Below are 22,568 nucleotides of genomic sequence, written 5' to 3'. Positions count from 1 at the left end.
ATGGCTACGCCCCTGCCGAATTCCATTGCGGCCGGGCTACTGACGAGGTCGCGGGGCCAACGATTCACAATCGTTATCTTCGAGTCCGCGCCGAGGCTTAATCGTTAGCCAACCGCGACGTCACACCCCGCGGCGACAAACGGGAGTAGGCCGCGCGCTGTGTTTGACTGCGTCCGACAGCTATTCGACCGCCTAATGCGGCAAATGAAAGTTGGGATGGGTAGGAGCTATGAAGTTCGGTGAGAAGTTGCGCGGCGCGGCGGGGCGTTTGCCGCGTCGACTCGCAATCGCGACTGTTGGGGCGGCCTTGCTGGCCGGCCTGGTCGGTGCTATCGGCGGCTCGGCGACCGTGGGGGCGTTCTCCAAGAAGGGCCTGCCGGTCGAGTATCTGCAAGTACCGTCCGCGGCGATGGGCCGCGATATCAAGGTGCAGTTCCAGGGCGGCGGGCCGCACGCGGTCTACCTGCTCGACGGTCTCCGCGCTCAGGACGACTACAACGGCTGGGACATCAACACTCCCGCGTTCGAGGAGTACTACCAGTCCGGCCTGTCGGTGATCATGCCGGTCGGCGGACAGTCCAGCTTCTACACCGACTGGTACCAGCCGGCGTGCGGCAAAACCGGCTGCCAGACGTACAAGTGGGAAACCTTCGTGACCAGAGAGCTGCCGCAGTACCTGCAGGCCAACCGGGGCATCTCACCGAACGGCAATGCCGCGGTGGGCCTGTCGATGTCGGGTAACTCCGCGTTGATCCTGGCCGCGTACTACCCGCAGCAGTTCTCGTACGCGGGATCGCTGTCGGGCTTTTTGAACCCGTCCGAGGGCTGGTGGCCGACGCTGATCGGTCTGGCGATGGGCGACGCGGGCGGTTACAACGCCACCAACATGTGGGGTCCGACGAGCGACCCGGCGTGGAAGCGCAACGACCCGATGGTCCAGATCCCTCGACTGGTGCAAAACAACACCCGCATCTGGGTCTACTGCGGTAACGGAACTCCGAACGACCTTGGTGGCGACAGCATGCCGGCCAAGTTCCTGGAGAGTTTCACGCTGCGCACCAACGAAACCTTCCGCGACAACTACGTGGCCGCGGGTGGCAACAACGCCACGTTCAACTTCCCGCCCAATGGGACGCATGACTGGGGTTACTGGAACCAGCAACTGGTCGCCATGAAGCCCGACATCCAGCGGACGCTGAGCGCTGCTCAAGCCGCCACCTGACATACCCTCCGACACATCGGCAGCAGCGCGCCCCCGGCGCTGCTGCCGATGTTTTTTCTACGGGCGCTAATCCAGCAGGGCGCGACGGTCCTGGTGGAAATAGGTGTATCCGGTTGTCAACGCGCACACCACCGAAGCGGCTATCAGCATGCCGGTCCCATTGACCACCAAGCTGATGCAGCCGCCTAAAGCGGCGCCCAACACGAAGCTGGCGAAGAGCAAAAAGTTGCCGAGCCAATCCGACACACTTCCGCCCGCGATGTGGCGTTCGATGCCCTGCCCCATCTTGACCAGCGTGCCGGTCACATAACTCAACGGCACCGACACCTCGCCATCCTTGACGAACGACGTGTTCAAAGCACCAACGCCGAAGACCACCAACATGATCGGCGCGAAGTCGACCAGATTTGCTTCCCACCCCTCATCGACGACGTCCACCACCGTGGCGGCTATCAGGCTGAAGGTCGTGAGCACGGTCGGTCCATGCGGATGCGCCACCCAGAAATGCCGCCTGCACACTGACGCAAGCACCACGCCGGCGACGAAGCACAGCATGAGCAGGCCGGCCGTCACCGACAGCCACGCGGCGCCCCGGAAGTAGCCCAGCACGGCACGTTGTGCGTTCCCGGTCATGAATGTCACGAAGTATCCCTCTGAGTGGGTGAATGCCGTGGCACCCAGCACGCCGGCCAGCGCTGCCAGCACCCACGACAACCGCGCCTCACTGTCGAATGTCTCACGCAGCATGAGCACATGCTTTCAGACCGCCGCGGCGTGCGCCCCCTTGCCGAGCGCGATTCAATCGCCGCTCGAGAATCAATTAGCCGTCAACTTGGCGATGGACCGCAGCGGAATCGGCAACCAACCGGGACGATGCCGAGACTCATAGCCCGCCTCGTAGACCGCCTTGTCCAGTTCGTAGGCCGCCAACAGCAGCGCCGAATCACGCGGGTCGATGCCGGATGCGGCCGCGTAGCCGTCACAGAACGCAGTACGGTTGCGCTGCACCCACTCTCGGGCACGCGCGGCGAGCTGCTTGTCGGCGGACTGGTCGACCAACGGTCCGTAGGCTGCGTAGTCATAGGAGCGCAGCACACCGGCCACATCCCGCAACGACGAATCCGGCGCGCGGCGCTCGTCCAGCGGCTGCCCGGGCTCACCTTCGAAGTCGATCAGCAGCCAGGACTCCGGTGTGCGCAGCACCTGCCCGAGGTGCAGATCACCGTGCACCCGTTGCACGGTGATCTGCTGCTCCGCCAGCTTCTGGAAACGCTGCTCGATCGTCGCCGCATACTGCTCGAGCTCGGACACCACCGCAACCGTCGACGACAACCGCGCGAGCATGGTGTCGACCGGGAAGGGGGCTTGCGACGTGCCGAGGGCTTGGGCGAGCGTGGCGTGCACGGATGCGACGGCTTCACCGAGCCGGTACGACTCGCCGGCGAAGTCCCCGCCGACCTCGTGGGCGTACAGGTCACCCTCCGCGAACAGATCGCGGACACTTGCAGTGGCCATCGCCCAACCCTCAGCCGCATTCGCCGCATAGTGGGTCACCATGCCGAGCGGACAGTAGGTCTCGGCATTGTCATCAGGGCCCTGCGTGGTCAGCTCGTAGCTGCCGAGCAGCCGTGCCACATGCGGGTTGCCGGCCCGGCCGAGCACCCGATTCAGCTCGATATCGGGATTGACACCGGCGCTGACGCGGCGGAACACCTTCAGGATGGCGTCTCGCTCGAAGATCACGCTGGTGTTGCTCTGCTCGGCGTCCGACACCCGTGGCGACGCGTCCAGCGGCAGGGTGACCTTCGGCTCCTTGACGAATGCCACATCGGAGCGATCCGCGGACGTGTCGATCAGGGATAGCAGGAATTGCGCCGACGGCGGGTCATACAGTGCGTCATAGCCGGTGTGATCGTTGTCGGCGCCGATGGTGGCGACGGTGGTGTACTCGGGGACCGGCGGAGTGTCCCAGCTGACGATCACCTGATAGCGCTCCGCCGAACCGTCGGTGTAGGCGACGTCGACGAGTACCAGGTCAAGACCGTCGCGCAACGCGACCACGTGGCCCGGCTGCGCGGCGGCGATTTCCCGGCCTCGCCCCGCATACCAGCGCTGCTGCGGAAGCCATTCAGACCACGGCAAGTTCATTGCGTCTCGTCTGACTCGGCCAGCTCGAACCAGTAGAACCCGTGTCCTGGCAGCGTCAGTAGGTACCGCAGTTGGCCGATGGGCGGGAACTTGACCTGTCCGGTCAGTTCGACCGGCGTGTAGCCGCTCCAGTGCTGGAGGTTCAATTCGATGGGCTGCGGGAAACGCGACAAATTGTTGACACAAAGCACGACATCGTCGTCGGCTTCGCGCACGTAGGCCAGTACTGACGGGTTGGAACCGCCCATTTCCTCGAACGTACCGACCGCGAATGCCTCGTGCCTGCGCCGCACCGCCAGCATGGTGCGCGTCCAGTTGAGCAGCGAGGTCGAGGTGTCGCGTTGGGCCTCTACGTTCACGGTTTGGTAACCGTAGACCGGATCCTGGCTGGGTGGCACGTACAACCGACCGGGATTGGCCGTCGAAAAGCCGGCGTTGCGGTCCGGAGTCCATTGCATCGGGGTGCGCACCCCGTCGCGATCGCCGAGCCAGATGACATCGCCCATACCGATCTCGTCGCCGTAGTAGATGACCGGGGAGCCGGGCAGCGACAGCAGCAACGCGGTGAAAAGCTCGATCTGGTCGGGGTCTTTCTCGAGCAGCGGAGCCAGCCGGCGGCGGATACCCACATTGGCCTTCATCCGTGGGTCCTTGGCGTATTCGGAGTACATGTAGTCGCGCTCGTCGTCGGTGACCATTTCCAGGGTCAGCTCGTCGTGATTACGCAGGAAGATGCCCCACTGCGCCATCTTCGGGATCGGCGGTGTCTGCGCCATGATCTCCGAGATCGGGAAACGCGATTCGCGCCGGACCGCCATGAAGATGCGCGGCATCAGCGGAAAGTGAAATGCCATGTGGCATTCATCGCCACCGGTTTCGGGGTCGCCGAAATACTCGACGACATCGCTTGGCCACTGATTTGCCTCGGCAAGCAACACCCGACCTGGGAATTCGTCGTCGACGACCTTGCGGACGCGCTTGAGGAACGCGTGCGTTTCGGGCAGGTTCTCGCAGTTGGTGCCCTCACGTTCGAACAGGTAGGGCACTGCGTCCAGCCGGAACCCGTCGATACCCAGGTCCAGCCAGAACCGCATGACGTCGAGCATCGCCTCCTGAACCGCGGGGTTGTCGTAGTTCAGATCCGCCTGGTGGTCGAAGAACCGGTGCCAGTAGAACTGGCGGCGAACGGGGTCAAACGTCCAGTTTGAGTCTTCGGTGTCGACGAAGATGATCCGCGCGTCGGCGTATTTGTCGCTGCTGTCGCTCCACACGTAGTAGTCGCCGTATGGCCCGTCGGGGTCGCGGCGCGACTCCTGGAACCACGGGTGTGAATCCGACGTGTGGTTAATCACCAGGTCAGTGATGACCCGGATGCCCCGCCGGTGCGCAGCGTCGAGGAGCTCGACGAAGTCATCGACGGTGCCGAACTCCGGCAGCACCTTGTAGAAGTCGCGGATGTCGTAGCCGCCGTCGCGCAACGGTGAGTCGTAGAACGGCGGCAGCCAAATGCAGTCGACGCCCAGCCATTGCAGGTAGTCGATGCGTTCGGTCAGGCCACGCAGGTCACCGAATCCGTCAGCGTTGGAGTCGTAGAACGCCCTGACCAACACTTCGTAGAAAACCGCGTGTTTGAACCAGGTTGAGTCAGCGGGCAGTTCGCGGGCGTCGGCGAAGTCGTCGGCACTGGGATGTTCGACGACGCCGGCTTCAACCCGACTTCCCCCTGCGGGATCGTGCTCGACGTTATCGTCTCTGTCGCTCGTCAAGTCCACGATGTTACACGTACCCGAGGTGTGCCATCGCAAACCATTTGCACGCCAAACGAATTGAACACAGCCCGGTGAGCTGCGGTGCGCAGGTCAGCCCGGCGGACCATCCCCCAGAGTCACGTTGGCGGTGCGACCCCCCAACCCCACCATGACGCTTTCGCCGGGGTGGTGCTGATCGAGAATGTTCGTCAGCGCGGTAGCCGAGTTGACGGGCTGACCGTTGATCGAGGTGATCACATCTCCCGGGGCGAACCCCGCACCGGCGGCAGGACCGGTCGGAATCACCTGCCTGACCACGGCACCCGCGCCACCGGCAGCGTCGTTGACACCGACACCGAGGAATGCCGTCGGACCGATGTGCACCGTCGGGGACCCCCCACCCCGCTGAATCTGCCCGGCGATGGCCATCGCCTCATTGATCGGAATCGCGAAACCTTGCCCGCGGCCCAGGTGGAAGTTTTCGGTCGCGGCGGTGTTCAGGCCGATCACCTGGTTAGCCTCGTTGACGGTGGGCCCACCGGAGTCGCCCGGGCGTATTCCCGCGTCGACCTGGATCAACCCGTTCAGCGTCTCCGTGCTGCCGGTCAACGCGTCGGATGCCGATACGGTCTGGTGCAGTCCGATGACGCGGCCTTCCACTGCGCTAGGTGTTCCGCCGGCACCACCGGCGTTGCCCATCGAGACGATCGGTTGGCCGACGGTAACCGTGTCGGAGTTGCCGATGTTGGCAGGCTGCAGTCCGCCTCCGGCGAGCTGCAATACCGCGATGTCATGTTTGCGGTCGAAGCCGATCACCGTCGCCGGGAACGTCTGACCGTTGCCGATGGACCTCACGGTGAGAGTGGTCGCGCCGGCGACCACGTGGTTGTTGGTCAGCACCGTGCTAGGACCGATCACAATGCCGGTTCCGGCGCCCACCGCGCTCTGGTATGCCAGCTGGGCGTCGACATCGACGATCGTCGGGCCCACCCGCGAGACAGCCGCCAAGGCGTCCTGCGGCGGCGGCGGTATCGATGGGGACCCGTGCGCGGGCGCTATGCCCAGGACCAGCCCTCCGACTGTTATCAGACTGAGCAACCACGATGACCGCCGCGGTCTGCGGCGGTGCGATTCGCTCATTCCGTTACCTCCTGCATAGGTTCCAGCCCGATTCAAGCTCGGATTGTGGCAGCGTCGGGGCACCCCCGCGCGATTTTGTTCACTACACCGTAACCGGGGTTTGGGCGCCGGGCATCCCGGCCCATCGGTTGCTTCCCGGTTTGCTGGATGATCGGCGGCCACCACACGGGCTGGAAGCATGCCCGGACTGGTCCCATCACATGGGCGCTGATCAGGCGGTTCCACCGATCGACGCGATCGGTCGGCTCAGGTGATGGCTGACGTCGGCGACCATGTCCATTAGGGAGTAGACACGGAAGGAATACCGCCACCGCCCGTCGACACGCTGGAACCGGTCGTGGTAGCGGCCAGCGACGATGGGCTGCAACGGGAAGTCGTCGGTGTGCTGCATCACCGTGTAGTAACTGCGACACGTGGCGGTGCCTGCGGTCTCGTCGACCTCGATGATCGGGTTGGTGACGATGTGCTTGGTGCGCGGTGTGCCGTCGGGGTACAGCATCACCGTGGACGTCCAGATCCCCAGCATGGTGGCCGCACCGATAGTGCCGTCACCGCCTCCGCCGACCCGCAGGCGAGCGTGCTCGAAGAGTGCCGCCGCCCCGGCGAAGTCGCCGCTGTCCATGCATTCGGCGTAGCGGTACAGCAGGTTGGCGATCTGCGTCTCGGCCGACATGCTCATCAACGGTAATGGCCGGCGGTATAGCTTCATAGTTCTGTGGACGGCAACTCGACAGCAAAGGTGTCTTTTGCATGGGCGTGCTTGATTCATTCCGACTTGACGACAAAGTCGTGATCGTGACCGGTGCCTCGTCGGGGCTCGGTGTGGCGTTCGCTCAGGCCTTCGCCGAGGCCGGCGCCGACGTCGTGTTGGGTGCGCGCCGCGTCGACAGGTTGGCCGAGACTGCCGCGCTCGTCGAAGCCGCCGGCCGCAAGCCGCTACCGGTGGCCACCGACGTCAGCGTGCCCGAGCAATGCCAGGCGCTGGTCGACTCCGCGATCCAGACATTCGGCCGAGTCGACATCCTGATCAACAACGCGGGTGTGGGATCCGCCCAGCCGGCCACCCGAGAGACGCCCGAGCAGTTCCGCTCGGTGATCGACGTCAACCTCAACGGCGCTTACTGGGTGGCACAGGCCTGCGGGCGGGTCATGCAACCGGGAAGTTCGATCATCAATATCGCCAGCGTCTTGGGGATCACCACCGCCGATCTGCCGCAGGCCGCCTACAGCGCGAGCAAGGCCGCGATCATGGGGCTCACCCGAGATCTCGCCCAGCAGTGGGGCTCCCGCAAGGGAATTCGGGTCAACGCGCTGGCGCCGGGATTCTTTCGGACCGAGATGACCGACGAGTACAAGCCCGGCTATCTGGAGAGCCAGGCGCATCGCCTGGTGCTGGGCCGCTTGGGCGACCCGCGCGAACTGGCCGCCACCGCCGTTTGGCTGGCATCAGCGGCCGGGGGCTACGTCACCGGGCAGACCATCGTCGTCGACGGCGGCCTGACGATCACCTAAGTTTTTTTGCCGCCTCTTTGCAGCCTTGTTGCGGCCTCTAGGCTCGGCGTTGTGGTCGACTTCGACCCCAGGGCCAGCTTCGCGAGTGCGCCGGTAGCCCGCCTGGGCACCGTCGCCTCGGACGGCACGCCGCACCTGGTGCCAGTGGTGTTTGCGCTTCGCGACGACGTCGTCTACACCGCTGTAGACGCGAAGCCCAAGACCACCCAGCGGCTGCGCCGGCTGGCCAATATCGAACGACATCCGCTGGTGAGTCTGCTGGTCGACCACTACGCCGACGACTGGACGCAGTTGTGGTGGGTCCGGATCGACGGTATCGCTGCGATACACCACGACGGCAATGCCCTGCACGCCGGGCACGACCTTTTACGCGCGAAATATGCCCAGTATCAAACGGTTCCGCTGAACGGCCCGGTGATTGCGATAGCGGTCCAGCGCTGGCGCAGCTGGCACGCCTGAGTACCGCTGACGCGTGGGAATGGGTTCACCGCCCGTTCACCCTTGTGCTGCGCGGGCGCTAAGAGAAAAGTGACACACATCACGATGGCGCCGGGTATGAGGAGAGACAGGTCATGGCAGACAAGTCCAACAGTTCCCAAAGCGCAGGAGCCGCTCCTGCCGTGGCTGATCCGACCGCCGTACGGAACGTGGTGCTGGTAGGCCCGTCCGGCGGCGGAAAGACCACCCTCGTCGAGGCCCTTCTGGTCGCCTCCGGTGTGCTGTCCAGGCCCGGCTGCATCGCCGACGGCACCACGGTCTGTGATCACGACGAGGCCGAGATTCGCCAGCAGCGGTCCGTTGGTCTCGCCTTGGCGTCGCTGCTGCATGAGGGCGTCAAGGTCAACCTCGTCGACACTCCCGGCTACGCCGACTTCGTCGGCGAGCTGCGGGCGGGACTGCGAGCAGCGGATTGCGCTCTCTTCGTGATCGCAGCCAACGAAGACGTCGACGAACCGACCAAGTCGCTCTGGCAGGAGTGCAGCCAGGTCGAGATGCCCCGGGCGGTGGTGATCACCAAACTCGACCACGCCAGGGCCAACTATCAGAATGCCCTCTTGACAGCGCAGAATGCGTTCGGCGACAAGGTTTTACCGCTGTATCTGCCCGCCGGCAGCGGGTTGATCGGGCTGCTATCGCAGACGCACTACGAGTACCAGGACGGCAAGCGGACCACCCATTCGCCGGATTCGTCTTACGCCGATCAGGTCGAAGAAGCACGCGGCACGCTGATCGAGGGAATTATCGAGGAATCCGAAGACGAGTCACTGATGGAGCGTTATCTCGGCGGCGAAAAGATTGACGAGTCGGTGTTGATCGACGATCTGGAGAAAGCAGTCGCCCGTGGCTCCTTCTTCCCGGTGATTCCGATCTGCAGCAGCAGCGGCGTCGGCACGCTCGAGCTTCTGGAGGTCGCTACCCGCGGGTTCCCGTCCCCGGCGGAACACCCGCTGCCCGAGGTGTTTACACCGCAGGGTGCCGCGTTCACCAAGGTGACCTGCGGCTCCGACTCGCCATTGCTGGCCGAGGTGGTGAAGACGACGTCAGACCCCTACGTCGGCAGGCTGAGCCTGGTCCGGGTGTTCTCCGGGACCATCAGGCCCGACACGACGGTTCATGTGTCGGGCCATTTCTCGTCTTTCTTCGGCTCGTCAAACGGAGTCGGCAACAGCCACGCCGACCACGACGAGGACGAACGCATCGGCGCGCTGTCCTTCCCACTGGGCAAGCAACAGCGGCCCGCGTCGGTGGTGCTGCCCGGCGACCTGTGCGCGATCGGCCGACTCAGCCGCGCGGAAACCGGGGACACGCTCTCGGACAAGGCCGAACCGCTGGTGCTCAAACCGTGGAGCATGCCGGAGTCGCTGCTGCCGGTAGCCATCCAGGCACACGCCAAGACCGACGAGGACAAGCTGTCGGTCGGGTTGGGGCGGTTGGCTGCCGAGGACCCGACGTTGCGAATCGAGCAGAATCCGGAGACGCATCAGGTTGTGCTGTGGTGCATGGGTGAGGCGCACGCCGGCGTGGTACTCGACGCGCTGGCGAATCGGTACGGCGTCGCGGTGGACACCGTCGAGCTGCGGGTCCCCCTGCGGGAAACGTTCGGCGGCAAGGCAAAAGGCCACGGCCGGCACGTCAAGCAGTCCGGCGGACACGGCCAATACGCCGTCTGCGACGTCGAAGTGGAGCCGCTACCGGAAGGGTCGGGTTTCGAGTTCCTCGACAAGGTGGTCGGAGGCTCGGTACCGCGGCAGTTCATCCCGAGCGTGGAAAAGGGGGTGCGCGCTCAGATGGAAAAGGGCGTGCAGGCCGGTTACCCGGTGGTCGACATCCGCGTCACACTGCGCGACGGCAAGGCGCACAGCGTCGACTCGTCGGATTTCGCCTTCCAGATGGCCGGTGGGTTGGCGCTGAAGGAGGCGGCGGCCGCGACCAAGGTGACCCTGCTCGAGCCGATCGACGAGATCTCGGTGCTGATACCCGACGATCTGGTCGGCGCGGTGATGGGCGACCTGTCCGGGCGTCGCGGCCGGGTGCTGGGTACCGACACCGCCGGCAACGACCGCACTCTGGTGAGGGCCGAAGTGCCGCAGGTCGAGCTGACCCGTTACGCCATCGACTTGCGGTCGCTGTCACACGGGGCGGCGTCGTTCACCCGCGCCTTCGCCCGGTACGAACCCATGCCGGAATCCGCTGCTGCCCGGGTGAAATCCACGGACTGACGGGTGGGGCTCTATCCCTGACGCAGCCAATCCAGCGTCGCCGACAGGTCGCGAACATCGACGCCTATTGCCCGGCATTCCTTGACGCCTCGGTCATCGATCCCAGACAACGCATCCGATACCAGCACGATTCGGAAGTCGCGCTCAGAGGCCTCGTAGATGGACGTACGCGGGCAGTTCGGGAAATTGCAACCGGCGAAAATCAGTGTGTCACTGCCGGTGTCGCGAATATGCTGTTCGAGCTTGGTCTGGTAGAACGCGCCCCACCGCGGCTTGTAGATTACGTGTTCGCGCGGACCGACCTGCTGGAGTTCGCCACTGAGCAACAATTCATGGTCCAGCTCAACAGGATTGGGCAACAACCCCTCGGCGATCTGGGAGCCGGCGCTGCCGGGGACCGCGTAGCGCGCACCCTTTTCGATCGCCTGTTTGCGCACCAGGTCGGCGTTCGACCCGTCTGCACGGTAGAGCCGCACGACGTGCACGATCGGCAGTGCGCGGTCACGAAATTCGGTTGCCAACCTCGCCATGGCCGGGATGGCCGTCTTGGTGCCCTCGATGGGCAGCGGAGCGTCGTCGGCGTAGAAGTCGCGTTGGACGTCGATCAGGACCAGTGCCGCCGAACCGGGCCGCGGCTGCGTGTACGGATCGGTCATGCGTTTGGTGTAACACAGCGATCTGCGCTTGCCAATTTGCAAGTAACTGGACGAGTTTCAGATCACGTTACGGACTCTTTTGCATCGCCGAACGGGCACGTTAATGGATGTTGCTCAGCTAATTGCGACTTGCCTATTTCACGATCCGTTTGCTGAGCGCCGGATAGGGTACATATTGGAGATACAGAATGTAAGCGCTTCGGGCTTGCACCATCTCGGAGGGTGGACACCGTGCGTAGAGCGGTTCGATATGGATGGCTTGCGGCAGCAGTTGCCGTGCTGGCCATGGCGGGATCGGGCGCCTCGAGCACGGCAGCGATCGCGCCCCCGAACCCGACCGTTGGCGTCGCCTCGATCCAGCCGGCGAACGGCGCGGTGGTCGGTGTGGCACACCCGGTGATCGTCACATTCACCGGGCCAGTCAGTGACCGGGCGGCCGCCGAACGGGCTATCAAGATCACGGCCCCGAACCACATGACCGGGCGGTTCGATTGGGTCGACAACAACGTCGTGCAATGGATTCCCGACGGCTACTGGCCTGCCCACAGCCACATCGGTGTTACGGTCCACGCCTTGTCAACTGGCTTCGACACCGGCGACGAGCTGGTCGGTGTCGCCAGCATCTCACAGCACACTTTTACCGTGAGCCAGAACGGCGAAGTGCTGCGCACGATGCCGGCGTCGATGGGTAAACCGACCCGCCCGACGCCGATGGGCAACTACAGCGCGCTGTCCAAGGAGCGCACTGTCCGCATGGATTCGCGGACGATCGGGATCCCGCTGAGCTCGCCGGAGGGATACGACATCGTCGCCTCGTACGCCGTCCGGGTGACCTGGAGCGGTGTCTACGTACATTCGGCTCCCTGGTCGGTGGACTCACAGGGGTACGCCAACGTCAGCCACGGCTGCATCAACCTCAGTCCGGACAATGCCGCGTGGTACTTCGACACCGTTCATGTTGGTGACCCGATCAACGTGGTCGCGTAGCCGCGTCGTCTGACGTCATACCGGCGGTGCCGACGAACCGGGGTCGCTGTGGCGACGGTCACACTCGCTCGTGGAAGACACGGGCGGGCCGTTGAGTTTGCGCCTACAGACGGCCCGAGGAACGGTGCCAGGAGAGGGAGATCAGCATGACAGCTACAAAGGCGCGCGCGGTCCGTTTCGATCGTTACGGCGGGCGCGATGTGCTGTACATCGCCGATATTGACATGCCAGTTCCCCGTGCGGGCGAGGTGCTCGTCGAGGTTCGCGCCGCCGGGATCAATCCCGGCGAGGCGGCCATTCGCACCGGCGCGATGCATGAGCAATTCCCCGCCACGTTTCCCTCCGGCGAAGGCAGTGACCTGGCCGGTGTTGTCGTCGAGGTCGGCGACGGGGTCAGCGATTTCGCTGTCGGAGACGAGGTGCTCGTGTTCAGCTTTCAGCGGTCCAGCCATGCCACTCACACCGCTGTCCCGGTTGATCAGCTGATCCATAAGCCGCCCCAGCTGAGCTGGGAAGCCGCCGGGTCTCTCTACGTCGTCGCTGCGACGGCATACGCCGCGGTTCGTTCGGTGGCGCCGCAGCCGGGCGAGACGGTCGCGGTCTCGGCCGCGGCCGGCGGAGTCGGCAGCCTGGTCGTGCAGTTGTTGGCGCTGCGCGATGTCCGCGTGCTGGGTATCGCGTCGGCAGGCAACGCCGAGTGGCTGCGCGCTCACGGTGTCGTCCCGGTCGAATACGGCGACGGGTTAGCCCAACGACTGCGCGATGCCGCACCGGATGGCATCGATGCGTTCATCGATCTGTTCGGACCGGACTATGTTCAGCTCGCCGTCGACCTCGGCGTGCCGCCGCAGCGCGTCGATACCATCATCTCCTTCCAGAAAGCCGCCGAGGTCGGCGCGAAGACCGAAGGTAGCGCCGAAGCGTCGACACCGGCGGTGCTGAGCGAAATCGCCGACTTGATCGTTTCTGGCACAATCGATTTCGACGTCGCCGCCACCTATCCTCTCGACCGGGTCGCCGATGCGTACGAAGATCTCGAGCGGCGGCACACCCGCGGCAAGATCGTCCTGCTGCCGTGAGTTTCGGTCAGGAAAAGTGCAGACACGGCGGCTCCGCGTAGGCGCATTCACCGCGCGACACGGCACACCCACGCGGCGGTATCAGCCGCTCAGAGTGCTCGGCTCGAACGTGTCGGCAGTGGTTGGTGGTCCTCGCTAGGAGGCGGATGCCCGCCCATCGAGGCCGCGATCATCGTCGGCGGAATTCACGACAAATAACGGCTTCTTGCCAATCCGGCTGCGGTAATACGACCAGGGCGGACGCTGCTCTGCCGGAAGGCCCACCATCTGGTCGAGCAGGTTGGTGGCATGCAGCGCAACGGCGACTTGACGCTGGATACGCCCTAAGTCGCTGAAGGCCCTGAACATGTCGTCGCAGCCGGCGCGGGGGACGGTGCTTTCCGAGAGCAGCTCCAGTGCATCGAGCAGGGCTGCACGGACGTCTCCGCAGGCCCGGTGAATCTGGCGCTCGGGGTTAGGCCTGGCCATCACTGCACCCTCGATCTGGCTGTGTAACAACAAATTCCATGATCGTCTCCTGTCGGGGAACCCGACCGACTACCACAAGTCATTTCGACCGCCGAGCGAATTCGGACGCGCCTCATACACTGCGCGCCAATTGCGCACAGGCACAACAGAAGTCGTGTCCGAGAAAGGCTCAGGCAGCAGAAGCAATGCCGCGACCGGATCGGGACGAAACGAACTTCGAATACGGATGCGGACTGTCGCACGGACTCATCTCGCCCATCACCTCCTCACGGCCAGGACACACGGGGGTGTCACCCAGTTGCGCACACATGAAGGATTCGACGCCGACGGCGGCGCACCCCTCTCGTCGGAGCTTCGGCACTGCACGGCGTATCCGGAGTTCCATCCGGAAGCCACTTGGGCTCAACCCTTGGTCCGGGAAGAGCTGTCCTGACCCGGGGCGTCTCTCGACGTTCGGGGTCAGTGGCCTGTATCCGTGCAGACGCCTCACCTACCGAGGTGCTTGCAAGCCCATCCTGGCACCGGAAGCGGTGCAGGTCAAACATTATTGGAAAAAAATTTGCGGTCACCCGCGCGTCAGTGCAGATCAGAACGCTAACGGCGAGGGTGCGTCACGTGTCGCCAGCCGCAGGGAACACACAACTTGCGGTCGGCGCCGCCTAGGCTCGACGGTATGTCCACCACACTGCAGGATCACCGAGTCGCAGCAGCCCTTGACCGGATGTACACCGAGGCGAGGGAACAGACGCCGCGGTTGCGCGACATGCGAAGTGCGATGTCTACGGCCAGAACCGCACAGGAACGCGCCGACGCGATGAGCACGTTCTACATCCCGGTTACGCCGGAGGCCGGCCGGCTGCTGTACTCGTTGGTGCGGGCAACTCGTCCAGCAACCATCGTGGAATTCGGTATGTCGTTTGGTATTTCAGCGCTTCATCTGGCCGCGGCGGTACGCGACAACGGTAGCGGCCGAGTGGTGACCACTGAGCTCAGCGCGGACAAGATCGCCGCTGCGAAGCAGACTTTCGTCGAAACCGGGTTGGACGACCTGATCACCATCCTGGAAGGCGACGCGCTTTCTACACTTGCCGGTCTGGACGGACCGGTCGGTTTCGTGTTGCTCGACGGGTGGAAGGAGCTGTACCTCCCGGTGATCAAGCTGCTCCAATCACATCTGTCGGCGGGAGCCCTCGTCGTCGCCGACAACACGGAGATGTCAGACGCGAAGCCCTACCTCGATTACGTCCGAAACGCCGAGAACGGCTATGTGAGCGTCAATTTCGCCGCCCGTGAGAGCGACAGCATGGAAATCAGCTGTCGCGTCGGCTAGTAGCTGCCCGCTATCGCAACGATTTCTCGAGCCACGGCGTCAGCCACTTCACGCCTTCGTCGGTCAAGTGGACGCCGTCGCTTCGCACCTGGATCCCATCGACCTTGGCGGTGTACACGCCCTCCGGGCAAAGCTTCTTGTTCAAGTCGAGTATCCGCACACCTGCACGATGTCCAATAGTCCTGCCCAACAACATATTCCACTTCTTCACCCGGTCGGGTTGATCCTCGGGATACAAGGTCCCATCCGGCTGTTCACCGCGCCGGCTGTATGGCAGGTTAGTAACGGTCAGTGGGGCTCCGCTGGAGCTGAGGATGTCCACCGCCTGCCGCAACTCACTGGTCAGATAGGCGTCGAACGCCGGTTCGCCGATGTGGGTCCATCTTCCCTCGTTGACTCGATCGACCGTTTCCCAGCGGCCGGCGATCAGCAGGATCGCGTCCGGCCGGTCGACGGCGATCTCTGATCTCCACCTGCTGGGCCACGACTCGCATTCGCTTTTCTGATCCAAGGTTTGGTCGAGATAGTGGTATGGGCCGCCGCGCACCAGGCTGCAGCCGATGACGGTGTGGTCGATGAAATCGAATCCCGGCGTCGACGGAAGGAAGTGCATCCACGTCCAGCCGATCGAGTCGCCGAAGACCGACACGGTGAATGGCCGCCGCGGATCGCGCTGTGCGACGGCGCGCGCCGGTCGGGCTTCTTTCGGCGGAGACGGCGAAACGACCGCGACCGACGACACGCCAGGAGGCAGGCTGCCCGCCAGCGGCCCGGCGCCGGGCCTGGGGCCGACCGGAACCACCAGCATCGTCACCGCGGCGGCGGTCGCGGCGGTGGCCCCGGCCAGCGGCAACAGCGGCACCCACACCGGCCGCCACCTCCGGATGGGCCGCTCGATCAGCCACCACGACGCGGTGGACACCGCGAGTGTGGCGGCGCACCGGACACCGAACAACGAGAGCCCAGACCAGCCGGTCCGCTCGCCGTTGAGCACCAGAAAGATCGGCCAGTGCCAGAGATAGACGCCGTAGGAAATGGTGCCCAGCCACGCCAGAGGACCCCAGGCCAGCACGGCGGCGACGGGCCCGCGCTGGTCGAGCGCTACCGGCGCGATGACCAGCACCGCCGCGAGTGCGACCGCAATCAGCAGCCCGTCGCGGAACTCGCGAGCGCTGCCGGTGGCGTAGTGGGCGGCCGCCCCCAACAGCGCCAGGCCGATCACCGGCAGCACCCGAGCGGTCCATCTGCGGCACCGGGACCGGATCAGCGACCACCCACGGTTCAGCGACGACCAGTCGCTCACCAGCAGCGCCGACGCCGCGGCACCCACCAACAGCGCCTGTGCTCGGGTATCGGTGCCGAAGTAGACCCGGTCACGAGCGGCGTCGGACGCGAGCAGGATGGCGGCCGCAGCGGACGCGATGGCGCCGAGCGTGGCCAGCAGGAACACCGTCAAGCGGACTCCGCCCAGGGTGGCCCACCCGTGCCGGCGACGTGCCCGTGCGGCCAGCGCCATCGCCACCGCGACAAGCAGGAGCGGCCAGACGATGTAGTACTGCTCCTCGACACCGAGCGACCATGCGTGCTGCAACGGCGACGGCGGAGCACCCTGGCTGAAGTAGTCGGTCTTGTCGGCGACAAACATCCAGTTGGCTACCCAGAAGAAAGCGGCGACGGCTTCATTGCGCAACCCGGCAACGGCTTCGGGCGAGAAGAATTGACGCCCGACAGCCACGGTCAACACCGTGAGCACCAATGCGGGTAGCAGCCGCCGGGCACGCCGAATCCAGAAGTCGCCCAGATCAATACGACCGCTTCGGCCCAGTTCGTCAAGTAGCAGCGAAGTGATCAGGAAACCGCTGAGTACGAAAAATACGTCGACACCGAGGAATCCACCCCCCATGCCGGGAATGCCACCATGGCCTGCGAGCACCAGCGCGACTGCGACCGCACGCACACCATCCAGCGCGGGAATACCGGGACGGCGCGTTGATTTTCCGTCACCGTCGCTACTTCTGGTGGTGGCGAGGCGGCCCAGCTGCGGCGCAGCAATCCATCGGGGTCGCCTATCACAGCGAACCGGCGCGGGGTAGACCCCGGCCGGTCCCGTGCTCACCTTCGCAGCGCTCCGACCGCTCGCCCGGCCGGTGCCGTAGTTGCCGCCGATACGTCGATGCCCTCCCTGCCGATTAAGCCGTCAGTTTAGGTGCGCCCAGACCGCATCAGCGGAAGACACGACGCGGCGAGGCTGAACTATGCCGAGCCGTGGGCGGCTTCCGCGTCGGCGCCCAGTGTGGGTTCCCGACCGTACGTCGCCTGATGGCCCCGGTCGTGGCCAGGTCATCAACCACAGTCTCCGAAACCATGGTCGAGCTCGTAAACTTCTGCCCCTTCGGCGTCACTTCGAATCGGCCCGATGCCTTTCGGCTTTAAAGGCCGGCGAAATCGATGATGCCGCGAATGTTGCGTCCTTCGCGCAGGTCCGTGAACGCTTCGTTGATCTGGTCGAGCTGGTAGTGCCGGGTGACCAGCTCGTCGAGTTTTACCACGCCGGCCTGGTACATCGACAACAGCCTCGGCACGCTGGTGCGCGGATTCATCCCGCCGTAAAGCACTCCCTTGAGTTGCTTGGCCGAGAGCACCATCTCCTGCAGGATCAGCGGAACCAAGGGCTCACTATAAGGGGTGATGCCGGTGGCGACGCACGTCCCGCCCTTGCGAAGCAGAGTCATCGCCGACGCGATCAAGTCCACGTGCAGAACACCAGGAGTCAAGATGACGCGGTCGGCCATCACGCCGGCGGTGATGTCTTTCACCAGTGGTATCGCATCCTCAGCGGTGGCGACGGCATGCGTGGCGCCGAAGATCTTGGACGAATCACGTTTGTACTCAACCGGATCTACCGCAATGATATAGGTTGCGCCAGCCGCGCGCGCTCCTTGCAGGGCGTTCATTCCGACACCGCCGGTCCCGATGACGACGACGGTGTCGCCGGGCTCGGTGCCTGCCGAGACCGTCGCCGAGCCCCAACCGGTGCTGACACCGCACGAGACGAGTGAGGCGGCATGGAACGGGATCGCGTCGTCGATCTTGATGACGGACCTTTCCGTCAGCACCGCATATTCCGCGAACGTGCCGAGCTGACCATAGGCCAAGAGGTTTTCGTCGCCGAGATGCCGGCGGCACGTTCCGTCGGTGGGCATCTCTCGCACGAACAGGCTCGCGCCGGAATCGCAGATGTAGCTCTGACCGTTGACGCAAAACCGGCAATTACCGCAAGCCGGAATGAATGACATCGCCACGTGGTCGCCCGGCCGCACCGTCGTCACGCCCGGTCCGATCTCGTCGACGACACCGGCGCCTTCGTGACCGCCGAGCAACGGGAACCAGTCCGGTGCGGGCATACCGGTTGCGGCCAGTACCTCGGGGGTGGGCACCACGTCGCCGGTGATCAGATGGTCGTCGGAGTGGCAAACGCCGGCAGCAGCCATGCGCACCAGGACTTCACCGTCGCGTGGCGGGTCGAGCTCCACCTCGCGGATCTCCCACTCCTCGCCGACCCCGCGCAGCACAGCGGCACGACACTTCATTGCAACCTCCTTGATGGTGGGCCGGCCGGGCTCAGTTGCCGGCCAGCCGCTTGGCCGCTAGTTCCCGAAGCTCGCCGGCCTTGATTTTGGCATTGCCCGTCAGCGCCACTTCGTTCTGGCCAAAAAACAGCACATGGCGCGGCACCTTGTAGCTCGCCAATCGCTGCCGCAGGAACGCCAGAAACTGCTCGGTGTCGAGGATTACGTCATCGTGCGGCACCACGCAGGCGACAACGACCTCGCCGAGCGTTTGGTGTGGAACGCCGACGGTCTGCGCAACCTTGACTCCGGCGTGCTCCATAAGGGCCTCGTCGACTTCGCGTGGCGAGACGTTGGCACCGCCGGTCTTGATGATGTCGGTGAGCCTGCCTTGCCAGTAGAGTCGGCCGGCACCATCGAGATAGCCACCGTCGCCCGTAGGGAAAAACCCCTCGTCGTCAAGAGTCTCGTCAAGTGGAGTGCCGATATAGCCGAGCATCAGCGTGGGTCCCTTGACGCTGATCTCGCCTGCCTCGCCGCGTGGCAGGACGCCGCCGGTAAGCGGATCCGTGATCTTCAGCGTCACACCGGGCAGTACTACTCCGAAGCTGTCCGCATGGACTTGACGCGGAGTGTTGGCCGGGTAACCTGTTGTGATCGTGAATGTTTCGGTATTACCGTAGGCGTGTCCCGGCTCGTACCACTCGCCCGACACCGTGGGATGGTGGGCGATCGGGGTCTTGAAATCCGCGAACCTCACACTGCTCAAATCCACCCGATCCCAGTTGGGTGCGCCTTCTAGCTGGGCCCACTGGTGGGGCCAGGCGAACGGAAAGCTCACCCGTTCGGCCTGCATGAGTTCGAGCGCTTCGGCGGCGTCGAACATCGATTGCAAGACGAGCGCCCCGCCGCTGGCCAATGTTGAACCAAGCACCATCGTGAAATTGCCTGACCAAAAAAAGCCGTTGGCGGTCCACCCTCGAACGTGGTCATCCGGGCTGAAACCGTACATGCGCCGGAAGCGCCACAGCTGGATGCACACCCCGCGATTCGCGCTGAGGACGCCCTTCGGCTTGCTGGTGGAGCCAGACGAGAAGAACAACACCGCGGCATCGCTAGGAAGCACCGCGGCGGCGGTCGCCTCGACCACCGCGCGGGGCTCCGAGCGGCCGTGCGCCAGAAACTCGTCCCAGGCTTCGATGCCCGGCAGCGGTTCACCCAGTAGTGCGAGCCGGCGCAGAAATGGGTATCTCGCCGATTCCAGTGCGCCCGGCCGCGACGTGCCGATCGCCGGTTCCAGCTCGCCCAGAATGGCAGCGAAGTCCTTCGACAGCACCTTGCGCTCGAACAACAGCACCGACACGGCGGAGGCCCGGATCAGGTAATCCAATTCGGGCAGCGTAGAAAACGTACTGAGCGTGACGGCCACCCCGCCGGCCAGCGCCGTACCGAACACCGCGGCAAGCCATTCCGGCCGGTTCGTCATCAGCACACCGACGCGGGCGTCCTTGCCCAAGCCACACCGGCGCAACGCACGCGCCACCTCGATCGCGCGTTCCCAAAGCTGCGAGTAGGTCCAGCGTGTGACGCCGTCGGCGGTGCGCCACACCAGCGCCTCACGCTCGCCGTACATCTGCGTCACTTCGCGCAGGAAACCTGCCAGCGTGAGCGCCCCCAGCCCAGGCTCCTCGGATAGCGGTGGACCGAATACTGTGGAAAGCTCCTGTGCGGCTTGCGAACCCGTACCGTCGACCATGGCTATAACGGCAGTTCAACCTCGGCCGTGCAGCCCACCAGCATTTCTCCGTTCTGGTTGGTCAGGCGCACCTTCACCTGTACGAGAGGCACACCCCAGGTCGACTCCGCTTGCTTGTCGACGATCTCGGCGTCGAAATAGGTCACGTCGCCCTCGAACGCGGGTGTACGGAAGTCGGCCTTCGAGTGGCGCACCATCCCGTCGTGGCCGGCCCAATACGCGAGATAGTCGGTGCACCACGCGCCCATTGTCGCGCCGTAACCATAGGCGCGCGCCATGCCGACTTCGCTGGCCCGCTCGGCATCGATATGCCCGCGCGATGGGCCGACGTAGAGTCCGTCGCGCTTGCGCGGATCGATCTTCGCGTCTTCTTCGTCGAACGCGAAGTCCTTGCCCCAGCCTGGATCCTGATAGACCCACGGATCGTTGATACCCGGCGGCGCCACCCATTGGAAGGTGCCCCAGATGTTGAACAGGAACGCCCGGTATTCGGTGGTGAAGCTGGCGATGCTGTGCGGGCCGATCACCCGACGAGGCAATGTGTCGCCAACCTTCACCTCGTCGAAGCGCGGCGAGATGCCCATGCGGTTGGACTCGAGCCACTCACGCCGGAGCCGCTCGACTGCCTCGAGCTCGGTTTGGGTCCAACGTTTGATCTCGCCAAGCTGATTTTCGAACATCCCGCGCTTGGTCGCTTCTTCGTACAGATAGCGGATCGCGGTGGAACGTTCGCGCGCCACCAAGGTGCCGTACTGGTTGGTGTGGACGGTGTCGCCGCGGGAGAACATCGTCGGGCCGGCGAATTTCGTTTCGGTCACCTTGTAGTCGTGGAACCGGCGCTCCTGGAACAACTTGTCCCCGGGCCGTACCGGACAGCCGTAGAACCACCATTCCTCGCCGCCGAAGATCAAGTGGCTGTTGGGAATATGGCCCACGCACGCCGGCGCGGCGCCGTGCCCGTAGTCGAGGGCCACCGCGATGGACTGCGGTGCGACTATGCCGCCGTACTTCGAGTCGCGGGCAAACTGCTCGTCCCAGTGCAGCGGATTGGGGTAATCCATCGCCATCACCCAGCGCCGGATGTCGGATGAGCTACACGGATCCCACAGCTGCCCTCCGCCCACCGGCTTGCCCACTCGGTGATCGACGTCGGATAAATCGAGTTGGGCGGTTGGCGATTGAGTCGTCTTCTTGGTCATCAGCGCTCCCGTCAGCGGTTGACGTCGATTACGATGCGGCCACGCACTCGGCCGTCCATGAGTTCTCCCGCCGAGGCGATCGCCTCACCCAGTCCGATCTCCTGAGCGATCAAATCCAGAGCGCCGGCATCCAGATCGCGCGACAGTCTTTCCCAGGCCGCCAAACGTCGCTGCTTGGGCGCCATCACGCTGTCGATACCAAGCAGCGAAACGCCACGCAGAATAAACGGCGCAACCGTCGCCGGAAAGTCCATGCCACCAGCCAGGCCGCAGGCGGCAACCGCGCCGCCATACCGCGTCTGCGCGCAGGCGTTGGCCAGCGTATGGCTGCCGACTGTGTCGACGACGCCCGCCCAGCGCTCCTTCTGCAACGGCTTGCCGGCCTCGCTGAACTCGGCACGGTCCAACACCGTCACAGCGCCAAGTTGCTGCAGGAACTGCTCTTCCGACGACTTCCCAGTCGCGGCAGCCACTTTGAACCCGGCCGCATTCAACAACGCGACCGCGACGGTCCCGACGCCGCCGGTCGCGCCGGTCACCAGAATCTCGCCCTGATCCGGAGACACCCCGTGCCGCAGCAGGGCGTCCACGCAAAGGCTGGCCGTGTAGCCTGCGGTGCCGATCGCCATCGCTTGACGGGTGGTGAAAGCGGATGGCAGGGGTATCAGCCAATCGCCGTTGAGACGGGCGCGCTGAGCGAGGCCGCCCCAATGTGTCTCGCCCACGCCCCAACCGTTGAGCACCACGCGGTCGCCCTTGCTCCAGTCGGCATGGCTACTGTCGGTCACCACGCCGGCGAGATCGATACCCGGAACCATCGGAAATTTCCGCACCACAGGCGATTTGCCCGTAATGGCCAGGCCGTCCTTGTAGTTCAGCGTGGAGTACTCGACGTCGATGCTGACCCTGTCATCCGAGCCGTCCGGCAGCTGCGCCTCGTCCAGCTCGGTGACCCCAACCGTCTGTCCCGCCTCACCCTTCTCGATCAAAACTGCTGAAAACATCGATGAAATCATCTCCTTCTAACGTGATAA

19 protein-coding genes and 1 riboswitch are annotated in these 22,568 nt (G+C 64.5%); of the genes, 7 read left to right on the top strand and 12 right to left on the bottom strand.

The window, feature by feature from the left end:
• The first annotated feature begins 229 nt into the window (after nt 1-229).
• The gene (gene ag85C, locus ACLQI9_RS24065; protein ID WP_442382742.1) at nt 230-1,222 is read left to right on the top strand and encodes a diacylglycerol acyltransferase/mycolyltransferase Ag85C; all 993 of its coding nucleotides are present in this window, start codon (nt 230-232) and stop codon (nt 1,220-1,222) included.
• Between the two features lie 66 nt (nt 1,223-1,288).
• On the opposite strand, the gene ACLQI9_RS24060 is transcribed toward ag85C, so the two are convergent.
• From ACLQI9_RS24060 to ACLQI9_RS24040, 5 genes are all read right to left on the bottom strand, one after another.
• On the bottom strand, nt 1,289-1,969 hold the full coding sequence (locus tag ACLQI9_RS24060) for a YoaK family protein (RefSeq protein WP_442382743.1): 681 nt from the start codon (nt 1,967-1,969) through the stop codon (nt 1,289-1,291).
• Between the two features lie 69 nt (nt 1,970-2,038).
• Nucleotides 2,039-3,370: a maltokinase N-terminal cap-like domain-containing protein gene (locus tag ACLQI9_RS24055; protein ID WP_442382744.1), complete on the bottom strand. Its 1,332-nt coding sequence runs from the start codon at nt 3,368-3,370 to the stop codon at nt 2,039-2,041.
• Nucleotides 3,367-5,136, bottom strand: a complete 1,770-nt coding sequence (gene treS / locus ACLQI9_RS24050; RefSeq protein ID WP_442392306.1) for a maltose alpha-D-glucosyltransferase — start codon at nt 5,134-5,136, stop codon at nt 3,367-3,369. Before treS ends, ACLQI9_RS24055 begins: the two co-directional genes overlap by 4 nt.
• Nucleotides 5,137-5,229: 93 nt before the next feature.
• Nucleotides 5,230-6,258 carry a S1C family serine protease gene (locus tag ACLQI9_RS24045; RefSeq protein WP_442392305.1) on the bottom strand — a complete coding sequence of 343 codons (1,029 nt, stop codon included), beginning with the start codon at nt 6,256-6,258 and terminating at the stop codon, nt 5,230-5,232.
• A gap of 211 nt (nt 6,259-6,469) precedes the next feature.
• On the bottom strand, nt 6,470-6,931 hold the full coding sequence (locus ACLQI9_RS24040; protein ID WP_442382757.1) for a nuclear transport factor 2 family protein: 462 nt from the start codon (nt 6,929-6,931) through the stop codon (nt 6,470-6,472).
• Between the two features lie 77 nt (nt 6,932-7,008).
• On the opposite strand from ACLQI9_RS24040, the gene ACLQI9_RS24035 reads away from it, so the two are divergent.
• From ACLQI9_RS24035 to ACLQI9_RS24025, 3 genes are all read left to right on the top strand, one after another.
• Nucleotides 7,009-7,770: an SDR family NAD(P)-dependent oxidoreductase gene (locus ACLQI9_RS24035; RefSeq protein ID WP_442382747.1), complete on the top strand. Its 762-nt coding sequence runs from the start codon at nt 7,009-7,011 to the stop codon at nt 7,768-7,770.
• 51 nt (nt 7,771-7,821) lie between these two features.
• Nucleotides 7,822-8,229, top strand: coding sequence for a TIGR03668 family PPOX class F420-dependent oxidoreductase (locus tag ACLQI9_RS24030; protein ID WP_442382748.1), 408 nt, complete (start codon nt 7,822-7,824; stop codon nt 8,227-8,229).
• 113 nt (nt 8,230-8,342) lie between these two features.
• Complete coding sequence (locus ACLQI9_RS24025) at nt 8,343-10,490, top strand: elongation factor G-like protein EF-G2 (protein ID WP_442392304.1); 2,148 nt, start codon at nt 8,343-8,345, stop codon at nt 10,488-10,490.
• An 11-nt stretch (nt 10,491-10,501) separates the two neighbouring features.
• On the opposite strand, the gene ACLQI9_RS24020 is transcribed toward ACLQI9_RS24025, so the two are convergent.
• The gene (locus tag ACLQI9_RS24020) at nt 10,502-11,146 is read right to left on the bottom strand and encodes a cysteine hydrolase family protein (RefSeq protein WP_442382750.1); all 645 of its coding nucleotides are present in this window, start codon (nt 11,144-11,146) and stop codon (nt 10,502-10,504) included.
• 231 nt (nt 11,147-11,377) lie between these two features.
• Here ACLQI9_RS24020 and ACLQI9_RS24015 point away from each other — a divergent pair, with 231 nt between their 5' ends.
• Nucleotides 11,378-12,133, top strand: a complete 756-nt coding sequence (locus ACLQI9_RS24015; protein ID WP_442382751.1) for a L,D-transpeptidase — start codon at nt 11,378-11,380, stop codon at nt 12,131-12,133.
• A gap of 146 nt (nt 12,134-12,279) precedes the next feature.
• On the top strand, nt 12,280-13,212 hold the full coding sequence (locus ACLQI9_RS24010) for an NADP-dependent oxidoreductase (RefSeq protein WP_442382752.1): 933 nt from the start codon (nt 12,280-12,282) through the stop codon (nt 13,210-13,212).
• 135 nt (nt 13,213-13,347) lie between these two features.
• On the opposite strand, the gene ACLQI9_RS24005 is transcribed toward ACLQI9_RS24010, so the two are convergent.
• Complete coding sequence (locus ACLQI9_RS24005; protein WP_442382753.1) at nt 13,348-13,680, bottom strand: hypothetical protein; 333 nt, start codon at nt 13,678-13,680, stop codon at nt 13,348-13,350.
• A 331-nt stretch (nt 13,681-14,011) separates the two neighbouring features.
• Nucleotides 14,012-14,185, bottom strand: a riboswitch (M-box (ykoK) riboswitch).
• Between the two features lie 168 nt (nt 14,186-14,353).
• Here ACLQI9_RS24005 and ACLQI9_RS24000 point away from each other — a divergent pair.
• Complete coding sequence (locus tag ACLQI9_RS24000) at nt 14,354-15,010, top strand: O-methyltransferase (protein WP_442382754.1); 657 nt, start codon at nt 14,354-14,356, stop codon at nt 15,008-15,010.
• A gap of 10 nt (nt 15,011-15,020) precedes the next feature.
• Here the strand turns inward: ACLQI9_RS24000 and ACLQI9_RS23995 are convergent, their stop codons facing one another.
• The 5 genes from ACLQI9_RS23995 to acuI all read right to left on the bottom strand — a co-directional run bounded on the left by ACLQI9_RS23995 (nt 15,021) and on the right by acuI (nt 22,538).
• Complete coding sequence (locus ACLQI9_RS23995; protein WP_442382758.1) at nt 15,021-17,048, bottom strand: acyltransferase family protein; 2,028 nt, start codon at nt 17,046-17,048, stop codon at nt 15,021-15,023.
• 391 nt (nt 17,049-17,439) lie between these two features.
• Nucleotides 17,440-18,600 (bottom strand): NDMA-dependent alcohol dehydrogenase, encoded by a 1,161-nt coding sequence (locus ACLQI9_RS23990; protein WP_442392303.1) that lies wholly within the window; start codon nt 18,598-18,600, stop codon nt 17,440-17,442.
• 31 nt (nt 18,601-18,631) lie between these two features.
• Nucleotides 18,632-20,335, bottom strand: coding sequence for a class I adenylate-forming enzyme family protein (locus ACLQI9_RS23985; protein WP_442392302.1), 1,704 nt, complete (start codon nt 20,333-20,335; stop codon nt 18,632-18,634).
• Nucleotides 20,336-20,337: 2 nt separating this feature from the next.
• The gene (locus ACLQI9_RS23980) at nt 20,338-21,534 is read right to left on the bottom strand and encodes a MaoC family dehydratase (protein WP_442392301.1); all 1,197 of its coding nucleotides are present in this window, start codon (nt 21,532-21,534) and stop codon (nt 20,338-20,340) included.
• Nucleotides 21,535-21,545: 11 nt separating this feature from the next.
• A complete protein-coding gene (gene acuI / locus ACLQI9_RS23975) occupies nt 21,546-22,538 on the bottom strand; it encodes an acrylyl-CoA reductase (NADPH) (RefSeq protein WP_442377213.1) in 993 nt (330 codons plus the stop codon).
• Between the last annotated feature and the right edge of the window lie 30 nt (nt 22,539-22,568).

The sequence above is a fragment of the Mycobacterium sp. genome, from assembly GCF_052143115.1.
Lineage (GTDB): Bacteria > Actinomycetota > Actinomycetes > Mycobacteriales > Mycobacteriaceae > Mycobacterium.
This window is presented reverse-complemented; position numbering and strand designations above follow the sequence as displayed.

Excerpts from the sequence above, each read along its gene's own strand:
- ag85C (WP_442382742.1), top strand. The coding sequence starts at position 230 with ATGAAGTTCGGTGAGAAGTTGCGCGGCGCGGCGGGGCGTTTGCCGCGT.
- ACLQI9_RS24060 (WP_442382743.1), bottom strand. The coding sequence starts at position 1,969 with ATGCTGCGTGAGACATTCGACAGTGAGGCGCGGTTGTCGTGGGTGCTG.
- ACLQI9_RS24055 (WP_442382744.1), bottom strand. The coding sequence starts at position 3,370 with ATGAACTTGCCGTGGTCTGAATGGCTTCCGCAGCAGCGCTGGTATGCG.
- ACLQI9_RS24045 (WP_442392305.1), bottom strand. The coding sequence starts at position 6,258 with ATGAGCGAATCGCACCGCCGCAGACCGCGGCGGTCATCGTGGTTGCTC.
- ACLQI9_RS24040 (WP_442382757.1), bottom strand. The coding sequence starts at position 6,931 with ATGTCGGCCGAGACGCAGATCGCCAACCTGCTGTACCGCTACGCCGAA.
- ACLQI9_RS24035 (WP_442382747.1), top strand. The coding sequence starts at position 7,009 with ATGGGCGTGCTTGATTCATTCCGACTTGACGACAAAGTCGTGATCGTG.
- ACLQI9_RS24025 (WP_442392304.1), top strand. The coding sequence starts at position 8,343 with ATGGCAGACAAGTCCAACAGTTCCCAAAGCGCAGGAGCCGCTCCTGCC.
- ACLQI9_RS24020 (WP_442382750.1), bottom strand. The coding sequence starts at position 11,146 with ATGACCGATCCGTACACGCAGCCGCGGCCCGGTTCGGCGGCACTGGTC.
- ACLQI9_RS24010 (WP_442382752.1), top strand. The coding sequence starts at position 12,280 with ATGACAGCTACAAAGGCGCGCGCGGTCCGTTTCGATCGTTACGGCGGG.
- ACLQI9_RS24005 (WP_442382753.1), bottom strand. The coding sequence starts at position 13,680 with ATGGCCAGGCCTAACCCCGAGCGCCAGATTCACCGGGCCTGCGGAGAC.
- ACLQI9_RS24000 (WP_442382754.1), top strand. The coding sequence starts at position 14,354 with ATGTCCACCACACTGCAGGATCACCGAGTCGCAGCAGCCCTTGACCGG.
- ACLQI9_RS23990 (WP_442392303.1), bottom strand. The coding sequence starts at position 18,600 with ATGAAGTGTCGTGCCGCTGTGCTGCGCGGGGTCGGCGAGGAGTGGGAG.
- ACLQI9_RS23985 (WP_442392302.1), bottom strand. The coding sequence starts at position 20,335 with ATGGTCGACGGTACGGGTTCGCAAGCCGCACAGGAGCTTTCCACAGTA.
- ACLQI9_RS23980 (WP_442392301.1), bottom strand. The coding sequence starts at position 21,534 with ATGACCAAGAAGACGACTCAATCGCCAACCGCCCAACTCGATTTATCC.
- acuI (WP_442377213.1), bottom strand. The coding sequence starts at position 22,538 with ATGTTTTCAGCAGTTTTGATCGAGAAGGGTGAGGCGGGACAGACGGTT.